This is a genomic window from Cellvibrio sp. PSBB006, from assembly GCF_002162135.1.
In the GTDB taxonomy this organism is placed as follows: domain Bacteria; phylum Pseudomonadota; class Gammaproteobacteria; order Pseudomonadales; family Cellvibrionaceae; genus Cellvibrio.
The window spans coordinates 4,343,304-4,364,201 of sequence record NZ_CP021382.1 but is presented as its reverse complement, the minus strand read 5'-3'; the positions used below and the strand labels follow the sequence as shown (position 1 = coordinate 4,364,201).

Sequence of the window (20,898 nt, the reverse complement as noted above, 5' to 3'; positions counted from 1 at the left end):
TAAATTTGATTGCACGTATGGTCAGGCAATAATAAAAAAAGCAGAAGCAAGCCGCGCCCAGTTTTGCGGCTTACTCCCGCCAAGGAAATCAGAGGCGCAATACATCTTTAGCCAGTACATCGACGCATTGATTGGCACCTTTGGTTAAATAGTCTTTTAAGAGACTGGCGTTGTTATCCAGCAGTTGATCATGGGTGGGTGGGTTTTTATCGTCACCCTGCACGGTTTGGCACATGGTTTCAGCTATCACTTTTCCAGCCTTGGTATCGATAAGGCGCAGACGAGCGTTATAGATGATGCGGTAGTGGGTCCAGTCCGTCGGGTAATAGCTGAACATCCAGTTAATGGTTTTAATGTCCAGTAGATAATCAGCGTGCTTGTTGTTGGCAACAAGGGTTTTTACATCGTCTTTTTGTACCAGGTTTTGCTTTGCGGGAACCACAGCAACATGCCGTGATTCCACCATTCGTTTCAGAAGCCCTTCGCCAATTGTCACAGCCGGGTCGGGAATATTATTTTCCTTAACGATCTTATTACCGGCAGAAATCATCGCTGCGGCACCAACCAGCGCAAAGGAAGCCTTGCCAGCAGTCATTGCGGTAAAATCGGGCGTGGGATAATGCGTTGTTGTAACACTCGCATTTTGCAGAGCTTCAGAGCCCGCCGTTGTTAGGGGTGTATGTTTGACGCTAACGCAGCCTGTAACCAAAACGGCATTCAATAAAAACGTCAGGAAGCCAAATTTTTTGAATAGCATAGCGTTCTCCTTGTAGAGAAGGTGGTGAAGTTATAAGTGGAAGATAAAGCGTGGTTTTGCTCGCTTCAGCGCAAGTGTTATCCACCTGCGCTGAGGTTGACGTCTTGTGCTATTGGGGTAGCGGTTGCTTGATGATGATATTGTCGATCTTCAAAGCGTCTTCAATTGACCAATCAATAAGCGTGGAATCAAACGTTAGTCCTACATATTTCAGATTATCGTGCTGAGTTTCAGCGGATAAAGGTATGGACACTTTATTCCAATCATCGGGCGTCATATCCGCCATGGAGAAAACGGTGTCTGAGAGTTCATAGCGTTGAAGACTTTCATCCAGCACATGGAATGTAAACGACAGGCTTCCGTCATCAACATAACTTTTGGGAACAAAAATCTCTAAAGACAGAGTGCCGGCGGAAGAGCATTCAGACAAGGTTGACGGCTCGATAAGATCACCGGTTGTGTAATCCATGCCTTCTGACATTGAAAAGGCCCACACGCCTTGCATCAAGCTCCAATCAGGCTTGAGTTCCACTGGATGAACACCGATGGTAGCCCCAAATCGCTGGGAATCAGGAACGAGAAAATCCACGTCTTGGATGGTGATTCCCGGCCCTTGAACACCACTGATCCATTGCAAGTCAAAATGATTGGCAAAACAAATCGATTCGGTAATTTCCATATCACCTTTTTCCCAACGGATATTATCAACCTGATAATGCGCACCCGATGACTTTCCCCAGGTAGGAGCGATCATGAAGCCGGTGGTGACTTTAGTTAGATCCAGGCCACGCTCAACCAGATCCTGCACTAGAACCTCGATAGTCTGCCATTCATTGATGACATAAGATTTAATTAATTTTGGTGACGTTGCACAGGGGTAGACGCAATCAAGATAGAACTCAACATCAGGACTCTGATCTCCTGCATTGACTACCTTCAGGTCAAAAATAAATGTTCCACCGGCAAACTCGCTCATGTCGTAACCGCTATTTTCCGGTGAAAGCATACGAACGTTGCCTGCATAAGTGGTTTGTTCTGCGAATTGAATATTCAGCACCTGATTATGCTCCGGATCATCGGTATCAATGATGGCGTAGGTAACAGCGTTGCCTTCGCCATCCGTGACCTCTTCCCACTCAAACGGATCTTGCCTTTGCTCATAAGCAGACACATCTCGCCAAGGCGAGCAGACATCATTAATAAACACACCACCTTCAGCTTCCGCACAACTCGCATAGGGTTCACTGGCAGTCGATGACTCGCTTGAAGATGAACTAGATAAGGAGGATGAGATACTTAAGGATGAAGATGAAACTGACTCAGAAGAGTTGCTCAACGATGACGAAGAATTACTAACAGAAGAACTCGGATTATTAACCTTGCCCCCATTACCACCGCCGCAGGCGGTTATTGCCAAAGCCATGCCGATCAAACAAAGATATTTATAATGTTTCATTTATTTCTCCGGAAATGAAATTCAACTGAACTACACAAGCCCCATCACATGATGGGTGCTTAACTGGGCACCGGTTTTACGATTGCTTAACGAGAATTTCCCTGGGATGTCTTTGGGCGAACTCCGTCGCCCTGATGTTTTAAAACGGGTGGCAACTCTCCCTGGCGTGCAAGGGGTTCATCCATGGCACAACCTATTCCTATCGGTCCTTCTAACCCACAACAGTACCTCTGCCACCTAGAAGACACAGTAGCGGCAGACCCCCTCCACTTTTTTTAAGAAATTTTTATATTTTTTATTATGGGTCTGCGGAAGTGTCCTGCAGGAGAACCACACCGGAACCCGCTTGAGCAGGTTCAACGCGCAGGTTGAGCGATTGACCCACTGCCCGGAGAGTGCTGGTGAGGTCGGAGAGCTGAATGACGGCGGTAATGCGCCGCTCGCCCAGAGCCGGATCATCCAGACGAATAGGCTCAGGAAAATAACGGCCCAGGTCGGCAACAACATCGGCCAAGGGTTGATCGCGATAAATCAATTGTCGGTTGCGCCAGGATAACGCAGCTTGGGCATCCAGCACCTCAGCACCTTTGCCGGCTTGCGCCGCGTCCAAACTTGCGCGCTCATTCGCGTTTAGCGTCAACCTTGGAACAAATTCATTTTGGTCAGCCGGTTTGCCACCCAGCGCAACGCGACCTTCAACCACAGTAACCACGGCATCGGCATCCAGCCGACGTACAGCAAAGCGCGTACCCAATACCCGCACCTGCCCCGAGTCAGTCACAACATCAAACGGCCGCTGTGGATCGGGTGCAATATCAAAAAAGACTTCACCTTGCTGGAGCTGTGCGATGCGTGCGTTATCTGTAAACGTCATATCCAGTTTGGTGTCAGTATTCAGTGTAATCCTGCTGCCATCTTCCAACTGGATCTCGCGCTGCTCGCCAATAGCGGTTTGGTAACCCTGGTGTGAATCCTTGTGGTTGAACTGGGGCAATAACACCAAGCCCACTACCAACAAACACGCACAGGCAACGGCCCAGCCTTGCCACTGTTGCATGGGTACTTTCAGGAAAGTGCGGGGTGGCGCAGCAGAAACGCGCCGTAATGCATCGCCCCGCTGCCAGAGTTCTTCGGCTTTAATATAAGCCGCCTGATGCAATGGCGACGCGTTTAACCATTCAAAAAAGCGGGCTTCATCGGCGGGTGAAAGATCAGGCGCATTTAATTTGGCTAACCAGGCAATGGCTTCGTTTTCTGCGCGAGTCAATCCGGCATTTTTTCGACTCATGATTTCACCTCCTCATCCAACTGATCCCGCAAATACTTCAGCGCCTTGATGATATGTTTCTCCACCGTGCTTTCAGCGATGTTGAGCTGTTCACTGATTTCGCGGTAGGACTTGTCGTGCATACGGCTTAAAAGAAATGTTTGCCGATATTTTTCCGGGAGCTTTACCAATGCCTGTTCAAGCCGCTGCAAATCGTGACGCGCCAGCACAGAACGCTCGGGCGATAGCTCATCCAATTCTTCCGCCTCGGTTGCGCCAAGGTCATTGAGGTATTGGTGATGGCGCTGATGCTTGCGGATACGGTTTAACGCCAGGTTACTGGCAGTTTGATAGAGGTAGGCTTTGGGGTTTTCCAGTTGCTCGACATTGTCCGCACGCAGGATATTGTGAAAAGCATCCTGCACGATGTCTTCGGCCTCATGATGCATCTTGCCAAATTTGCTGGCAATCAAGCGCTGCAAATCCAGCTGATGCTTTGCAAAGAGTGTGGCTAAAAAGTGCGATGCTTTCATTGTTCGATAACGACCCTGTTAAATATCCACGCGCAACGAACCGAGAATCGTTCGACCTTCGGATTCGTTCATGCGCAATCCGCCCAGAATGGCAGTGTAATAACGCTCGTCCAACGCATTGTTAACCGACAACTGCACTTTTGCATCGCTGCCTAACGCAGTGAAGGTGTAAGACACGCCCAGATCCAACGTGGAATACTCACCCAACCAAAATGCGTTGGCGTCTTCGGCATAACGCTGGCTGACATATTTATAACCGCCATTTAGTGACAACCCATTTTGCCATCGATAGCTGGCAAACATACTTGCCGTTTGCTCCGCCGCCAACGCCGGCTGATTGCCCTGGTTTTGACCAGACATAATTTGGGGATCACTTAAAGAGAACGCGCCTACCAGGTCAAACTGGTTCGATACCTGCCAGGTGATATCCATATCGATACCGCGCACCTGTTGCTCATGGCTTTGCAGTAAGGTGCGGAAGCCTTCTATCACTTGAACGTCGATGATATTGCGTTTATTGATTTCATAGATGCCAATGGTCGACAAGAGTCGTCCATTAAACAGCAAGGATTTCACACCCACTTCCACCTGATCGGAAAGCTCCGGATCAGCCAACTGCGGGCCAACCTCATCCAGATGGTAGTTCGCGCGCATGGCTTCGCTGTAATTCAGGTAGATGGAATGATTGTCAACCGGCTTATACACCAATCCAAACTGCGAGGAAAAATGCTCGTAAGTTTCCAGTTCGGTGAATGCCCATTCGGTGATGTCCGTGTAATCGCCGGTGATGATGTTATAGCGGGTACCGATGTTGGCCGTCCACTGCTCGCTTAACTCAATGCTGTCATGCAAGTAAAAGCCAACATCGTCGTACAGCAAACGCAGCTCTTTATATTCCAGTTCACCCAGCGGCTGATTCGGATCGAACATCACCTCCGCTAACTGCGGAAGAATCGCAACAAACTCGGATTCAGGTAACACCAGATTGGGAAACAAATCGCGCGCTTCAATCGTATATTGCTTATAAAGATCCTGCTGATGCCAATCGGCACCGAGTGTCAGGTGATGCGTCAAGCCACCGGTAGTAAAGGAACCCTCAAGATTCAGGCTGACATTATTTTCCGTTTCAAACGCTTGTTCATCATAAATGCTACGGAGTTTGCCAAGCCGGAAAAGCCATTCCGGCGACTGCGGATAAATCACCAGCGGTATCGCTACCTGGCCACCCAACACAAATACAGCAAAATCATTACCTAATTCTTCGCGCTTGAAAAACATGCCGTTGGTCAGCAGATTTTCCGAGGTGGTGCGAATACCCAAGCGCTCTTCGTCATGCCACACGTACTTCGCGCGCAATCGCCAATCCGGCGAAAAATAATGGGTAATAGCTGCATCAAACAACGTGTAGTCGGTGGTGAAATCCGGCCGCGCCTGTTTGGCGCTTGCGCCCAGAGACGCCCCGGGAAAAATATCCTCGTAAGCATTGAAGATAAGAAAATTCCGATCCCACTGCTGCGACGCCCGCTGATATTCGTAACCCATATCGATAATCGTGTCAGGCGTAAACTCCCAGCTCAGCGACCCGGCAATCAGTTGTCGGTGCACATCAGTAATATCTGCCTGTTCGTCCTGCGCGTCGTCCGCCAAGATCAAACGCACATCAACATCACCCGGCCCCGGCAATTGGTCGTTCATATCCAGGCTCGCAAAGCGTCGCCCTGATGAACCGCCACCCACCTCGGCGGAAATAAACGTCTCATCTTGCGGCCGTTTCCGCACAACATTGACCACCCCACCCGGCTCCGCTTGACCATAGAGCAAGGTAGACGGCCCTTTAATAATGTCGATGCGCTCAACATTCGCCGGTAACTGTTTAACGCCCGTGCTATCGCTCAAGCGAAAGCCATCGATATAAATAGCGTGCCGCTGGAAACCGCGAATGAAAACGTCGTCGTTAGAATCGGTCACGCCATCGCCCGGCGTAACGCCGCTGACAAATTTAAGCGCATCACCAATGTCCTTGGCCTGTTGGTCTTCCACCAAAGCACGGGGAACAACATTGAGAAAACGGGACGAATCGAAATAGGACATGCCGCCGTGCAAATGCGTATTGGTAACGGTGTGATAGCGAAAGGGATAGCTCGCCGAGGTCACCACCACCTCATCAAGAATCGGCATGGCAGGTTTGGCAACAGGAACCGGTTCCGCTGGATCGGCATCGGGCAAAGAAGGTTTCTGCTGAATAATAAAGGTGGCCGTGTCCGCGTCGAAGCGAAACGCCAGCGGCGTATTGACGAGCAGCCCCGACAGTGCCTTGCCGACTGGCTGCGGACCCACCACCGGACCGGAACGATAACTCGCAATCAGGCGGCTATCCGCAACCACCGTCACCCTGGCCTGTATCGCAAACTCTACCAGGCTGCTCTGCAACGCCTGACCGGGCAAGTCAAAATAACTGATTTGTTGTGGAGATAAGCCGACATCAGCGTTCACCGCTGCCGCCATCAATCCCCCAAGAACCACGCCGAACCCCAGGAACTTCACTGTCTTTATCATTATAGAAATATTTAAAAGTGGATTTTGAGGCCATTATGCAAGCGAGCCGACCAAATTGCGACCCCCGGCCAACAGCAGCCGACAGACGGAAAAACCGTAAAAAGTCACTGGCATTCCCCGCCCCAGCGCCCTACAATGCCGCCCACGTCGTCGCGAACCAACGCCAACAAGACTTGTCTTAAAGCAGGTTCATGACGAATGGGGCCGATTAGGATTCGACGCTGGTAACAAAGTCCAAGGTGCATGTCGTGAGGGTAGCCAATCACGTTAATCCAAAGCTGCAAACTTACAGTTGCCAATGATGACAACTACGGTGCCCAATTAGCTGCGTAAGCAGCTTTTGAAAGCACCACTTAGCGGTTCGCCGCTAACGGTCTCTAACAAGGTGCCAGTACCGCGTTAAAGCCCGTCATACAGAACTGGATCGCAGTGAAGCCTGCCTGGGGTGGATCAGCTAAAACTTATCAGGATCGCGTTTTACGTCCCGCCCGCTGGGCTGTATTACGCTAAATCAATAGGCGGTTCTAAACATGTAGAGCTGCGGATAGAGTGCTGGCGGACGGGGGTTCAAATCCCCCCGGCTCCACCAATAACAAACCCGGTGCCCAAAAGGCACCGGGTTTTTTATTGGCCGCAAAGCAGCGGTTTGCACTTGCAAAGTCGGGGTTCACAAAATGCCTGGAGCATTTTGTATCGCGTAGCGCCCGCAGGGGCAGCGCCATGGATGGCGCTGGGTACAATCCCCCCACCTCCACATTCCCCCATTTCCATAACAGATGTTATATTGCACCACCAACTTCCCCAGCTAATAACTCATACCCAAGGCACGGAAATGTCACCCACTTCCAACGACTTCGCCTCCACCGTCAAAGCCCTGCGAACGCAACTCCACCTATCACAGGAAGATCTGGCAAAGGAGCTAGGCGTAAGCTTCGCCACGGTAAACCGCTGGGAAAACCAAAAGACCCAACCGTCCAAGCTGGCCAGGAGGCAGTTGGAGCAATTCATCGCATCACAAAAGGAGCAAGGAGCGCTAACGCATGAATAATCAGCAACAAATTCAGCTATACACATCTGAGGATGGCCAAGTGAGACTGGAAGTCACCCAAGATGCCGATACCCTCTGGCTAACACAGGCTCAGATTGCAGAACTGTTTGTGGTTTCTCCGCAAAATATCACTATGCATTTGAAGAAAATCTATGCAGAGCAGGAACTTAAGGAAGAGTCAACTTGTAAGGATTATTTACAAGTTCAATCTGAGGGTGGACGAGAGGTTAAAAGAACAAGAAAGCATTACAACCTCGATGCCATCATCTCCGTTGGCTACCGGGTCAACTCCAATCGCGCCACCCAATTTCGTATCTGGGCCACTAACACGCTCAAACAACACTTGGTAGAAGGCTACACGCTAAACCAACGCCGGCTTAAGGAACGCGGCATAGAGTTTGAGCAAGCACTTACTCTGCTCTCGCAAACTCTTACGAACCAAGCGCTAATCAATGAACAAGGGCATGCCATTATTAATGTGATCCACGACTACGCCCGCAGCTGGAGCTTATTGCAAGGCTACGACGAGCAAAGTCTGAAAGACGTCACCAATAAGCAAGATGCCATGCGTGCACTCAGCTTGAATGATGCACTTGAAGCTATCGGACAACTAAAACGCGAACTAATGAATAAGGGCGAAGCCACTGAGTTATTTGGTCAATTGCGTGGCGAAGGCTTGGCATCCGCCATCGCGACGATAGAACAAGGTTTCGGCGATGACTTGTTTTATCCCAATATCGCAAGCCGCGCGGCACACCTGCTTTACTTCGTTATAAAGAACCACCCACTTGCAGACGGTAACAAACGCACAGGGTCGTTTTTGTTTCTGTGGTACCTACGAATCAATCAACACCTATTAGCAAAGTCTGTAGAGCAACTCATTAATGACAATACGTTAGTTGCGTTGGCTTTATTGGTAGCGGAGAGCAAACCCGAGCAGAAAGAATTAATGATTAGATTGGTAGAGCACTTTGTGATGTTAGTTGATTAAGGTGCGCACCATGGATAGCAAAGACAAAAGAAAGCTGTCAGAGCGCGACATTTGCAGTAAATACATTACTCCCGCACTTATTCGTGCCGGGTGGGATCTGCAAAGACAGATACGGGAAGAGCTTTCCTTTACTGCTGGCCGCGTGATTGTGCAGGGAATTGTGGCAACGCTACTGCCAATGGAAGGGTCTAACACCAGAAGCCCGTGAAGTCGTCGAGGCTCCTTATTATGATGACGGTCGTGGCCGCGCCCCCGCTATTATCAAATGAACGCTATCAATCGTACCGTAGAGGCCGTTGTGCGCGGCCAAGATCGTATTCTATTCGTTATGACCACTTGTTGGTATGAAGGGCATAAACATGAATCAGTTGGATGAGATAATAAAGAAGCTGCGTCAATTTTCATTGGATCGAGAGTGGGATCAGTTCCACTCGCCAAAGAACCTTTCTATGGCTTTGGCAGGTGAAGCTGGAGAGCTCTTAGAAATTTTACAATGGTTGACAGAAGAACAGTCGAAAAATTTAACGCACGAGCAGCTACTAGCGATAGAGGATGAGATTGCAGATGTTTTCCTATACTTGGCTCGATTTGCAGACATATTAAACATTAATCTATTTGATGCTGCTGAAAATAAAATCAGCAAGAATGAATTAAAGTACCCGGTAGATAAAGTAAAGGGTAGCGCTAAAAAATACACGGAATATTAATTATGCTGGTTTACAGTGGTGACAAGAAGAAATTTGTTGAAGATGTAAATTCAAACCAAATTGAGCACATCATACTTTCGGAATTTAAAAGAAAATTATTGAAGCGCCCATCCAAAAGCGAGATTCGCTCATGGAAGAACTCGATGCAGTATATGTTTAAAGTAATTATTGACCCTGAGATACCACAGGATGCAGGTGTATCAATTGAATACACTTTGCCATTAACGAACAATCGTATTGATTTTATCTTGACTGGAAAAGACTCTAACAAACGAGAGACGGCTGTAATTATCGAGCTAAAACAATGGAGCGAAGTAAGAAAAACGGAAAAAGATGGAGTGGTTGTAGCTCTGTATCCTAAGCAGGAAATAGAATTCAATCATCCTTCATATCAAGCTTGGACTTATGCTGCATTAATTGAGGATTATAATGAAACAGTGCGAAAGGAAGACATTCGATTAATGCCTTGCGCGTATTTGCATAATGTGGATGCTGATGCTGCTATCAATGATCCATTTTATTTAACACATACTAGTAAGGCTCCTGTTTTTATATCCTCAGATGCAAGGAAGCTTGCTGAATTTTTAAAGAGATATGTCAAATACGGTGATACTGACAATATTATGTACCGTATCGAGCATGGAAAAATAAAGCCATCTAAAGGGTTAGCAGACAGCCTTTCTTCGATGCTAAATGGCAATCAGGAATTCCTGATGATAGACGATCAAAAACTGGTTTATGAAGCTGCTATTGATCTAGCGCACAGGGCTCAAAAAGGTAAGAAGCAGGTTTTAATTGTAGAAGGCGGGCCTGGCACTGGAAAATCTGTAGTTGCTATTAACTTATTGGTTGAGCTGACTAAGCGAGAATTGGTAACCCAATATGTATCCAAAAATGCAGCCCCAAGAGCCGTGTTTTCAGCCAAGTTGACGGGCACACTGACTAAAACAAAAATTAATAACATGTTTAAAGGTTCAGGTTCCTATATTGACACCGAATCCAATTTTTTTGATGTGCTAATTGTAGACGAAGCTCATCGACTAAATGAAAAGTCAGGACTGTACCGCAACAAGGGTGATCACCAGATAAAGGAAATTATTCTTTCCTCTAAATTGGCAATTTTCTTTATCGATGAAAACCAGCGGGTTACTTTAAGTGACGTGGGATCGTTAGGTGAAATACAGCGCTGGTCATCGGAGCTAGGCGCAGTTTTACATACGATGAAGCTAACTTCTCAGTTCCGTTGTAACGGATCAGATGCATATTTGGCGTGGATCGACTCCACTTTACAAATCAGAGAGACAGCCAACCATACCTTGGAAAATATTGATTATGATTTTAGAATTTTCGATTCGCCAGTAAAAATGAGAGAAGCAATTTTCCAGAAAAATGCTATCAACAATAAGGCAAGAATGGTTGCAGGATATTGCTGGAAATGGATAAGTAAAAAGAAAGATAAAGATGCAATGGATATCAATATTCCAGAACATCAGTTTGAAGCACAATGGAATTTAGCTACCGATGGCAGTCTTTGGATTATTTCACCTGACTCGGTAAAGCAAATTGGATGCATTCACACATGCCAGGGCTTGGAAGTTGACTATATTGGAGTGATTATTGGTCCTGACCTCGTTGTTCGAGACGGCGTTGTAATGACCGATGTTAGTAAGCGAGACGGAGGAGACAATTCAGTTAAAGGGTACAAAAAGCTCTCCAAAGAAAAGCCAGAAGAGATGGCGATTATCACTGACAGAATCATCAAAAACACATATCGGACCCTAATGACACGCGGACAAAAAGGATGCTATTTGTTTTGTACTGATCGGGAAACTCGAGAATATTTTGAAAAGATGATTGAGCTATCTCAACAGGTTCGTAAGCTAACACTTGAAGAAAAATATCCGGGGTTAAATCTTAAAATATTGCCAGTACAAGAGGTTAAGCCGTTTATCAACTCTGTCCCAATATACAATCTAAAAGTTGCGGCGGGTGATTTTAGTGATTATCAGGAGGAAACTGATTTTGACTGGGTTGAGCTACCAGAGCATATCAGAGTATCAAAAGACTACTTTGTAGCTCAAGTCATTGGTGAATCCATGAACAAGCGAATCCCAAATGGATCTTGGTGTTTGTTTAAATCTTGTGCAGGAGGATCACGCGAAGGGAAAATAGTGTTAGTCCAACACCGCGATATTCAAGACCTAGAAACGGGTGGTCAGTACACCATAAAAGAATATCATAGTGAAAAGGTTGCTGTGGATGACGACAACTGGGCTCATTCTAAAATTGTATTACGCCCTAAAACTAGTTCACTCGGATATAAAGATATTATCCTTGAGCCTCATCAAGCAGAAGAATTGAAGGTGATTGGGGAGTATCTTTCTACGCTATCCTAATTAATGGATTTTCGGTTTAATCCGTCAACATAAGTTGAAAATACTGGAAACAACCTCAGAAAGAAGCGACAAAGAAAATTTCACCAACTTTGGGTAACAAGTGGCGAAACAGGTGTAGAGTACATTCGAGACACTAAAGAGAAGTTTTCTTGGAAAGCCGTAAAAGAAACTAAAGTCTCCATTTATCCAGCTGGAACGTTAATAATTGCAATGTATGACCAAGGAAAAACCAGAGGTCAAATTACGGAATTGTTAATTGAGGCAGGCACAAATCAAGCTTGCGCTGCTGTGCGCCTATTAGACAATTCAGCACATCACAGAGAATACATAAAATTATTTTTATCAAATCTTATGATAAGTTGTGTGAGTAATCATCCGGTGGAGCACAACCCAACTTAAATGTAGGTAAAGCTTTGACAACAGTTATACCGTTACCGCCTCTCGATGAACAACAACGCATAGTCGCCAAAGTCGATGAACTAATGTCTCACTGTGACACATTAAAAGCAAAACTCGCTTGAGGCGCATTACGCCGATATTGCCGCCTTTAGCTTACACAAAGGTGTACCAGACAATATTGCCACTCAATACGACATCGCACGCAATATTTACAGCTACGCATGGTTTGAGTATCGCTTTTTCAATGTAGCAGAAGCTAATGTACTGACCGTGTTGGAACTCGCGCTTAAAGAGCGTATCGGCCAAGAAAATATCAAAGCATACATAAGCAAAAGAAAGAACGATGCTAAATCTGAGACCGGCAAAAACATCCATCTCCAAAAAGGTTTAAGAACTTACATGGAGTATTGTCGCGACAATCAATTGGTTTCGAACCGTGGATTTAGCGCGTGGCATCGCTATCCCACGCAGCAAGCTCGTCATAAAGCGGAGCAAGAACAACTTGAATGGGCTATTGCCGAACTGAATAGGACGGGGAAAACCTGGATTGAAACACCGGGCATCACTGTTAAAAAGCTGCCGCCTGATGAAAACTATGATCATGTTCAGCATCTAATTAACCATGTAAACCACTTGCGTAACGGCTACGCCCACGGCAACACCAGTCTCTATGCTGAAGTTCTGCAGACATTTGAGATGGTCTCTGAGTTTATAAATCAGTTATATCTAATATCGAATAGCGTATCCGATTCAGAATAATCGCAGCCAAAGTATCGGAATTGTGAAAAGAGCCCCTCCCTCCCCATCTGGTGCCTATTTATATTATGATAGGTTGTAGTCATCCAGACTTTTTGGCGATTACGAGGATAAAACATGAATAAACTCATCGGCGCTTCACTACTGGGGCTCGCGGCTGTACTAATCGGCTGTGACTCCACCAACAACACCGAGCCTGGCGCGCAAGCAACGCAGGTCCCCGCGAGCAGCGCGGCCCCTGAAGCCGCAAGTGGCGCCCTCTCTGATAAGACGGCGCGCTTCACCAGCTTTCGTTACGAAGGCGAATCCCAGGAAAAAGTCACCGTCGGCGAAGGCGAATTCCGCAATCCTATTCTCTCCGGCTACGCCCCGGACCCCACGGTGGCGCGCGTGGGCGACGATTACTATCTGGTGCCGTCCACCTTTACCCACTATCCGGGCCTGCCCATTTACCACTCTAAAGACCTGGTTAATTGGACCCACATCGCCAACGCGATCAACCGGCCGGACCAGTTCGATTTTTCCGGGCTTAATGTGTCGCGCGGCATTTTTGCGCCTGATCTGTCTTATCACGACGGCACCTACTACCTCACCTCCACCTGCGTGGATTGCAAGGGCAATTTTGTGATGACCGCCAAGGACATCACCGGTCCCTGGTCTGATCCTCACTGGCTGGGCTTTGAGGGCATAGATCCCTCGATTCACTGGGATGACAGTGGCAAGGCTTATATCCTGAACAACGGTGCGCCCAATGAAGAGCCTCGCTACGACGGCCACCGCGCGATCTGGATTCAGGAGTTTGACTACAAGAACCTGACCATGACCGGCGAGCGTAAACAGCTGATCAACGGCGGTGTGGACATCTCTACCAAGCCGGTGTGGATCGAAGGGCCACACATCATCCAGCGCAACGGCTTTTACTACATCACGGCGGCCGAAGGCGGCACCAGCGTGCATCACTCGCAAACCATCTTCCGTTCGGACAATGTGCTCGGCCCATACAAGCCCGCGGAACATAATCCGATCCTGACTCAGCGCGACCTGGATGCTGATCGGGATGATCCGATTATCGCTGCGGGCCACGCCAAGTTTGTGCAGCTTCCTAATGGTGACTGGTGGGCGACTTTCCTGGCGATCCGCCCCTATGATCGCGAGATGTTCAATATCGGCCGTGAGACTTTCCTGCTGCCCGTTCGCTGGGAAAACGATTGGCCCTACATTTTGCCGCAGGGTGAGCGCATTCCTTTTGCGCTGAAAAAGCCCGCGCTGCCCACGCAACCACAAGCTACGCCACCCACCTCGGGTGACTTCGGCTACACCGATTCATTCGATGGCGATTCACTTGGCCTGAGCTGGATGGGTATTCGCGATCCGCAGGCGTCGTTTTATCAAGTGGAAGGCGGCGCGCTGAATCTGGCTTGCCACGGTGGCCTTGGCGACGTTAACAAAGTGCCGTCGTTTATCGGCCGACGCCAGCAGCACCACATCGCCGAAATCTCCACCACGGTGTCTTTCGCTCCCGTAGCAGAAGGCGACGCTGCCGGCTTGGCCGCCGTACAAGACGACCAGCACCTGATGCTTATCGGCATTACCCAACACGAAGGCAAGGACCAGGTCGCGCTTTATCGTCGGCAGGGTTCCAACGATGACACATTAATTAATGCCGTACCGATTTCCAGCACGCAGGATGTCACCCTGTCGCTGGCGTTTAATGGTGGAAAAATGCAGGCGTTTTATGAAGTGGACGGGCAGCGTCAACTATTGGCCGAAGGCGTCGATGCAACCAACCTGAGCACCAACGTGGCCGGTGGATTTGTGGGCACGATTGTTGGGCCTTACTGTACGAGTAATTAACGGCTTATTTGTTTAGGCTTTCCTGCAACTATCGAGGGTTCCACGGTAGTTGCACTGCGCAAGCTAGATCGAGGGTCAGATCAGATATCGGCTAGTGCAGTTAATTAGAAGCCATAGCATGCGCTATGGCTTTTCCCAATAGAAGCATAATAATTCTTATTCTTCTATACCCGTGAGAGGCGCAAGTTTTTGCATAGCGGGACAATCCCATTCTTTTCCCAACTCCGCTTCGGCACCGGTTTTAAAAATCTCGTAACGATCTTCGGGTACGGCATAGCTGACAGCCTCCCAAGATACTGTCACAGAACTGGAAGGTAGATTTTTATTTAGTCTCTCTGTGATAAATTTATTGCGTTGGTCCAGCGACATTGCCGACTTGCTGTCGGCTTTATCCAGCTCCTGGAAATATTGACACACCATGTCAAAGTCATTTGGTTTTTCATTGTCAACGCAGCCATATAACGATGAGGTAACAACCAAGAGCAGGATGCTATTACGAAGATAATTCATTTGGTGATTCCCCATACAAATTTTCCATTTTTCCTTATAAGAGGCTCTTTGGGTTGATAAATCACGACGTAGACATTCGGCTTGAAGTCTTTGACCATACGACCACGTGCATCAGTGATATATACCCACAACCCATTAGGATGTTTCCATGCAGTTCCGCCATTGCTGGCGATAATTTGGGCACTGATAGCGGGAGCTGATGAGCTAAAGTGATAACAATTTTTAATATAGGGAGACCATTTTGAATTCTCTTTTTTTTGAACCTCTGTCAGCTTTTTATTCATATCATCATCTACATGAGCTTTAAGTAAGCCCACAGCGACAGACGCTCCAGCCGACAGAAAGCCGGTGGCATATATTCCGACATCTGTTTTATCTGGCTGCGCCCCTGTTGCACTGTGATTGAGTGCCCATACGGCGGGCGTGACCAATATTCCGCCTATTTTCTTACCAGCATGATCCAGCCCCATTGATGCAATAGAACCCGCTGCTGATTGAATAAGATTTTTATGGTCCTCTAAAACTCTAACTGTTTTTTCCATAAAGTTGCTCCATGATGGTATTGTCGTTAATTAAATTCCGTTAATAGCCAGTGTGGTTGCATCAACTATTGATTCCAGCCATCGAGAGATAAACTGGAGGCGCGGCAATCTTAGTCAATGTGGTAGTTTGTTGCAATAAATGCCACTGGTACATGATCTATATCACAGATTCAACCCTAAAAACCTCTCAAAGGCTGCACCAATAACCAGATGGCTTCCGATAAAGGCATTTACATTACATGAACGTGCTTATTCCGCTCGCTTTAGCTTTGATTCTAATTAACCATCAGAAAATCAGAGATGATCAGTACTACCGGTTCTCTGTGCTATCGATTGTTGGCATAACCTATTTTTTTATTTTTAGGTACATTGATTACTATTTATCAATATTTACGCTTGGAGATATATGGCATTCGATTACCAAAGTAATAGTGGTATTGATAGCTGTCGGGATATGCCTTAGCCCATGGATGACTAAATCAACAACAGTTAAGGCTGGAGTTTGCGTATTTCTTTTTGTCGTAAGTATTTTTGCCGCCTTCGGCTTTGATCGGCTTATTAAAATAGCTATCACTGATTTGGGGGGATATTTCGGCGAACCACCTAAGATAGGTGCACCGGAGTATGCCGGTGATGCGGTACGGTACGTCAGCGACACCGGAGGCTATTCCCTAAGCATTCCGATCCACTGGGAAAAAAGAAGCCATGAATCTCAGGCTGATTACTTCGTGATCCAGCACGAAGACATCACTTTGGCGGAGCTGCGTCCAAGGTGTTTCCATGAAACAGGGATAGTGATGGCGGAGGTTATTAAGAACCTGAAGGCCGATGCGTTAATTGAAAGCAGGCTGGCCGAATCACACTGCTTTAAGCAAGCACAAGCCCATGTATGCTTAGTAAAAAGCATTGCCTCCGCGCCAATCAGTCCGCTAGAGCGATGGCGCTGGCTGGTTATGAATCCTAAAACGCAACAGAATATTGATATTGATGTATTAATTTATAGCGATAATACCGCAATAAAAGATGAGATAAATTTTGTATTTTCTTCATTAAAAATCAATTCGTTACCGACACCAACACCGACTTGTTTAACTAGCATGGACTGGTTTTAAAAACCTTATCGTTTTCCCCGGCTGATGGCACTCAAGAGTGAGTCCGACTGTGTACGACTATACGTGGCCGGAGCTATCGATGGGAATCATTGACGTCTACTTAGTCTTGGAACTTAAACCCCAGCCCTCTCGGACTGGGATTCATGACCAGCACTAGACATCAATACAAATAAACCCGCCAGTTAGTGCAATTCCCTTGAACATAGTAACTGCTGTTGCCGGGATAGAAAGTGCACTGATACGGATTTTGTTGCGTATTAAAATACACACCAACTTTATAAGGACCGCCCGCTGGACAGGTTATTTGATATTCATCGTACAGGAAGCCACCACCGCCTGTTGAATAGACTTTTGTGAAGGTACAACCCGCGTATGAATTGCCGATGACAGGGTCACCGAATTCAGCAACTTTGGTTGCGTGTGCGGAAGACATAAAACCAAAGAAAAGGGATATTGCAATGAATAATTTAAATTTCATGTTTGCTCCTTTGCCTATTGAATTGACCTTGCTTCCTGCAACCTTGCCCCAACCATGAGGCGATAGATTCGGCCTTCATCTATCACGGTACTGCTCCTTTTTACAAACTTATAGCGTCGATGCTTACATGACTTTTTTTGTAGTGTCTTTTCCTGTAGTTTCTTTTCTTGCGTAGATTTTTCTTGTGGCTACCTTTCTTGTTACTGCACTAAATCCATAACCCCACCCTGAGATACATAAATAATCATCTGGCCCGCAGCCGGGTCAGAAAAATAGGAAACTGTTTGATTAGGGGAATCCTGATGGGTAGTTACAGCCTTTAACATTGCGTCATACATAAAATCAGTTTGCTGTTGGTCGCCCGCTGCCAGGATAATTTGGCAATTTTTAGATTTGCAGCTTATATCCAAAGGTTTGAATGTGTGCAAATTTTCACTGGTGTCAAATAAGGAAAGTATCGCGTTTTCTTTATTAACTGCCCATTCATAGTTCAGCGGTTCAGATGCATATCGGTTTTGAATAAACTCCAGAGGACTGGCATCTTTGATCTTATCCAGCTGGCTTCTGAATGCAGCAATCTGATCTTCGGTGTCTTTAACGGGTTTGGCGGATTTTGATACTTCGGAGTGATTACTTTCAGGGCTTTGTTTCGAAATGGTTACATCGTGGGTTATTGTTCTGGGGATGGGTTGAGTTTGTTCGAGGTCGTCAGCGATTTGAATGTGCTTCGTAAGTTCATCTGCACTTTTCACTCCAACCAAATTAGCATCTGGCGTTTCGCATGAGGAAACAGACGTTGAAGCATCAACTGCCGGCTGAAAAAAATGATACGTTCCTACCGAACTGATTAAAGCAGTGGTGATGATTATTAGAAATAATTTCATCGCGCTCAATTCCTATGGGCTACTGGGCCGCATAGTAGAATCTTTATTATCGTAAATAAAGTGAATCTCCCGCCAAATTACATTTCCCTGGAATTTAATGAGAAGGCGCTTTAAAAAATTTTATCTATTAAACAAATTTTATTATTTTTTAATGTTTGGATTATTTTAATAACAAGAAAGTGATTAATCATTTATTAATATTCCAAAGAAAAAACTGTAAAGAATGAGTCAGGCCTTCCTTGGCGAAAAATACTTTTCCGCGTAATTATCTAAAACACGCGAGCCTCCATCAATACTTCCACTTCACCGTAAACGACACATTCCTCGGCTCACCATAGTTGGCGTAATCGATATTGGCCCAATAGGTTTTATCAAACAAATTGGTTGCGCTTAACGAAGCGGACCATGAGTCATCGAAACGCCAGGTGGCATAAAGGTTGGCGAGGGTGTAGGAGCCTTGTTTGAAGGTTACGCCATCTTCCTCCAACGGGTGGCTTACGCCATAACCCACAATTTCACCAGCCCAATTAAATCCACCACCGAGGATCAGCGGTTCGAGCACGCCGGCGAAATCATAATGCGTCGACAGTTGCACACTGTGTTCCGGCAGGTTGGTCCAGATGCGGTCATTGCCGTGGCGTTTGGTGTCCACGTAGGTGTAGCCGGCGTTGATGCTCCATTGATCGGTGATATAACCACTCACACTGAATTCCACGCCCTCGCTCTCGGTGCCATCAACCCCAACGTAAGCCGAGCTGCCGTCGGGCAGCGAGTTGTCCGGCTGGGTCATATCGCGCACGGCGTAGTTGTCCTGTTTGGTTTTAAAGAGCGCTGTGGACATCGTCAATTTGCCATCGAAATACTCGGCTTTTAAACCGACTTCTGCGTTGCTACCCAACACTGGCTCTAGCAGATTGTTGTCTTTGTCCTTGTAATTTTGTGGATTGAAGATGTCGGTGTAGCTGGCGTAGAGCGAGTAGGTCTGATTAATGTCGTAGACCAGACCGACGTACGGCGTTAATTCATTATCAACTTCAAATGAGCCGGTCGTGTTGACGAATGAACCCGCGGTATCGAAATTATCGGTGCCGGTTTCCCAGGAAGTTACGCGGACGCCAATGATCGCGGAGAATGAATCCGTCAGGCTAAAACGGTTCGCGACGTAAACGCCGAACTGCTCAGTGTTGGCGATGCGGAAAGAGCCGGTGCGCGAATAAGTTGGCATCGGCGCGCTGCCATCATAATTCCAGGCATCCGGCACCTGATAACTCCAGGAGGCGACAGAGGTGTACCCCGGCGTGACGGACTCGATCTCATAACTGTTAGCGCCCAGCACCAGGGTGTGGTTGCGACCAAAGAGGGTGTAATTGCCGGTCAGGTACACATCAAGGCTGTCGCGAGTGTCTTCACCGGCACCCACACCGGCCAGCAAGGTTAAGCCCTCGCCGGTATTGAGGTCCGGAAAACCTGTGGCGTAAACACGCAGGCTGAATACTTCGCCTTCCGTGCGGCTCACGGCCGCGCGCAGTTTCCAGTCTTCGTTAAAACGATGCTCAAGGTCAGCGAATAACGTGCTCGATTCCCGTTGCCATTGCGTCCAGCTGGGCGCGAGACTGGTGGATACCGGCAACTGCGCCACGGAACCGTCGGCGGCAAAGATCGGGATGGTTCCCCAGATAGTACCTTCGGGATTGTTGTCCTGATTCTGGTAACCCACCGCCAGGGTTGTGTTCTCGCCGATATCGCCTTCCACTACGGCAAGTACCGCCGTTTTATCCTCACGATAGCGATCGCGGAAACTGTCGGCATCCTGATAGGCCACCACAACACGGCTGCGTAAACCGCCCTCTGCACTTAAGGGCGTGGAGACATCCACCACCCCGCGCTGCCGATCCCAGGAACCCAGGCTGCCGGACACAGAAGCACCGAATTCTTTATCGGGGCGCTTGCGAACCTGGTTCACTGTCGCAGAAGGTGTGCCGACACCAGAGAGCAAACCATTCGCCCCCCGAATAACTTCGACGCGCTCGTAAAGCGCCGTGTCGTACTCCTGATTGGTGGAACCGCTGTAGGTGGGGATGCCGTCCACCTGGAAGTCGGTGATCTGAAAACCGCGCGAAAAATACAGCGGGCGTTGTGAATCGTAGAGGCTGACGTTGATGCCTGTGACATTCATCATGATGTCGTCCATGTCGGTCATCGATGCCAGCTCTATCATCTCCCGGCTGATTTCACTGACCGACTGGGGCAGCTCACGCACAGTGAACGGCAAACGCATTGAGGCGACAGTTTTGGTGGCTTCACCGTTGACTCGCATCTCTTCAATGCGCTCCGGGGATTTGTTTTTGCGGGATGTTGACGAGTCTTTTACATCCTCGGCGGCGCCAACTACCGGAGCCAGGCCAAAGGTCATTGCGGCAATCGCTAAAGCCAGATAATGCTTTTTAAAAGGTGTACCAGATGCAGCTGTTTGCTGCCCTGCGGAATGTGTGTGGATCATAGCGGCTTTGTCCTATTAACAATTATTTTCAAATACAAATGAGAATTATTATCTTAATGGCGCGGATTGTGCCTGTGCGATATCTGGTCGTCAAGGAAATAGGCGTCAGAGGTTGGAAAAATTTAAAGGGAGTGCCGAAAGAGCGATGGTTG

Annotated in this window: 18 protein-coding genes, 1 other RNA gene and 1 pseudogene; 10 read left to right on the top strand and 10 right to left on the bottom strand. The window is 47.6% G+C overall.

The features are described from left to right. Positions 1-88 precede the first annotated feature (88 nt). From CBR65_RS18165 to CBR65_RS18145, 5 genes are all read right to left on the bottom strand, one after another. Positions 89-757 (bottom strand): hypothetical protein, encoded by a 669-nt coding sequence (locus tag CBR65_RS18165; RefSeq protein ID WP_087468161.1) that lies wholly within the window; start codon positions 755-757, stop codon positions 89-91. A 109-nt stretch (positions 758-866) separates the two neighbouring features. Beyond that, positions 867-2,213: a putative glycoside hydrolase gene (locus CBR65_RS18160; protein WP_087468160.1), complete on the bottom strand. Its 1,347-nt coding sequence runs from the start codon at positions 2,211-2,213 to the stop codon at positions 867-869. A gap of 298 nt (positions 2,214-2,511) precedes the next feature. Further along, positions 2,512-3,501 (bottom strand): FecR family protein, encoded by a 990-nt coding sequence (locus CBR65_RS18155; protein WP_087468159.1) that lies wholly within the window; start codon positions 3,499-3,501, stop codon positions 2,512-2,514. After that, positions 3,498-4,013 (bottom strand): RNA polymerase sigma factor, encoded by a 516-nt coding sequence (locus tag CBR65_RS18150; protein ID WP_087468158.1) that lies wholly within the window; start codon positions 4,011-4,013, stop codon positions 3,498-3,500. Before CBR65_RS18150 ends, CBR65_RS18155 begins: the two co-directional genes overlap by 4 nt. An 18-nt stretch (positions 4,014-4,031) precedes the next feature. Continuing rightward, a complete protein-coding gene (locus CBR65_RS18145; protein ID WP_087468157.1) occupies positions 4,032-6,569 on the bottom strand; it encodes a TonB-dependent siderophore receptor in 2,538 nt (845 codons plus the stop codon). A 200-nt stretch (positions 6,570-6,769) separates the two neighbouring features. Here CBR65_RS18145 and ssrA point away from each other — a divergent pair. The 9 genes and pseudogenes from ssrA to CBR65_RS18105 all read left to right on the top strand — a co-directional run bounded on the left by ssrA (position 6,770) and on the right by CBR65_RS18105 (position 14,720). Further along, positions 6,770-7,158, top strand: a transfer-messenger RNA (tmRNA) gene (gene ssrA / locus CBR65_RS18140). A 135-nt stretch (positions 7,159-7,293) separates the two neighbouring features. Then, a complete protein-coding gene (locus CBR65_RS22760) occupies positions 7,294-7,617 on the top strand; it encodes a helix-turn-helix domain-containing protein (protein WP_369825627.1) in 324 nt (107 codons plus the stop codon). Beyond that, positions 7,610-8,608: a virulence protein RhuM/Fic/DOC family protein gene (rhuM, locus tag CBR65_RS18130; RefSeq protein ID WP_087468155.1), complete on the top strand. Its 999-nt coding sequence runs from the start codon at positions 7,610-7,612 to the stop codon at positions 8,606-8,608. The genes CBR65_RS22760 and rhuM overlap by 8 nt, the downstream gene beginning before the upstream one ends. A 10-nt stretch (positions 8,609-8,618) precedes the next feature. Continuing rightward, entirely contained in the window at positions 8,619-8,816 is a 198-nt protein-coding gene (locus CBR65_RS22345) for a hypothetical protein (protein ID WP_198300794.1), read from the top strand. 151 nt (positions 8,817-8,967) lie between these two features. After that, entirely contained in the window at positions 8,968-9,315 is a 348-nt protein-coding gene (locus CBR65_RS18120) for a nucleotide pyrophosphohydrolase (RefSeq protein WP_087468154.1), read from the top strand. Positions 9,316-9,317: 2 nt separating this feature from the next. Next, the gene (locus CBR65_RS18115; protein ID WP_087468153.1) at positions 9,318-11,711 is read left to right on the top strand and encodes a DNA/RNA helicase domain-containing protein; all 2,394 of its coding nucleotides are present in this window, start codon (positions 9,318-9,320) and stop codon (positions 11,709-11,711) included. A 386-nt stretch (positions 11,712-12,097) separates the two neighbouring features. Then, positions 12,098-12,232: pseudogene (locus tag CBR65_RS22755) on the top strand (restriction endonuclease subunit S); the annotation flags it as partial. A 148-nt stretch (positions 12,233-12,380) separates the two neighbouring features. Beyond that, the gene (locus tag CBR65_RS18110) at positions 12,381-12,869 is read left to right on the top strand and encodes a hypothetical protein (RefSeq protein ID WP_087468152.1); all 489 of its coding nucleotides are present in this window, start codon (positions 12,381-12,383) and stop codon (positions 12,867-12,869) included. A 114-nt stretch (positions 12,870-12,983) separates the two neighbouring features. Next, the gene (locus CBR65_RS18105) at positions 12,984-14,720 is read left to right on the top strand and encodes a glycoside hydrolase family 43 protein (protein ID WP_087468151.1); all 1,737 of its coding nucleotides are present in this window, start codon (positions 12,984-12,986) and stop codon (positions 14,718-14,720) included. A 156-nt stretch (positions 14,721-14,876) separates the two neighbouring features. Here the strand turns inward: CBR65_RS18105 and CBR65_RS18100 are convergent, their stop codons facing one another. Together CBR65_RS18100 and CBR65_RS18095 are read right to left on the bottom strand one after the other, a co-directional pair. Next, complete coding sequence (locus CBR65_RS18100) at positions 14,877-15,230, bottom strand: hypothetical protein (protein ID WP_087468150.1); 354 nt, start codon at positions 15,228-15,230, stop codon at positions 14,877-14,879. Next, positions 15,227-15,772, bottom strand: coding sequence for a hypothetical protein (locus CBR65_RS18095; RefSeq protein ID WP_087468149.1), 546 nt, complete (start codon positions 15,770-15,772; stop codon positions 15,227-15,229). Before CBR65_RS18095 ends, CBR65_RS18100 begins: the two co-directional genes overlap by 4 nt. A 239-nt stretch (positions 15,773-16,011) precedes the next feature. On the opposite strand from CBR65_RS18095, the gene CBR65_RS18090 reads away from it, so the two are divergent. After that, a complete protein-coding gene (locus CBR65_RS18090; protein WP_087468148.1) occupies positions 16,012-16,884 on the top strand; it encodes a hypothetical protein in 873 nt (290 codons plus the stop codon). Positions 16,885-17,044: 160 nt separating this feature from the next. On the opposite strand, the gene CBR65_RS18085 is transcribed toward CBR65_RS18090, so the two are convergent. The 3 genes from CBR65_RS18085 to CBR65_RS18075 form a co-directional block, all read right to left on the bottom strand. Continuing rightward, positions 17,045-17,362 (bottom strand): hypothetical protein, encoded by a 318-nt coding sequence (locus CBR65_RS18085; protein WP_087468147.1) that lies wholly within the window; start codon positions 17,360-17,362, stop codon positions 17,045-17,047. A gap of 200 nt (positions 17,363-17,562) precedes the next feature. Further along, the gene (locus tag CBR65_RS18080; RefSeq protein ID WP_087468146.1) at positions 17,563-18,246 is read right to left on the bottom strand and encodes a hypothetical protein; all 684 of its coding nucleotides are present in this window, start codon (positions 18,244-18,246) and stop codon (positions 17,563-17,565) included. 289 nt (positions 18,247-18,535) lie between these two features. Then, complete coding sequence (locus tag CBR65_RS18075; RefSeq protein ID WP_232461246.1) at positions 18,536-20,746, bottom strand: TonB-dependent siderophore receptor; 2,211 nt, start codon at positions 20,744-20,746, stop codon at positions 18,536-18,538. Between the last annotated feature and the right edge of the window lie 152 nt (positions 20,747-20,898).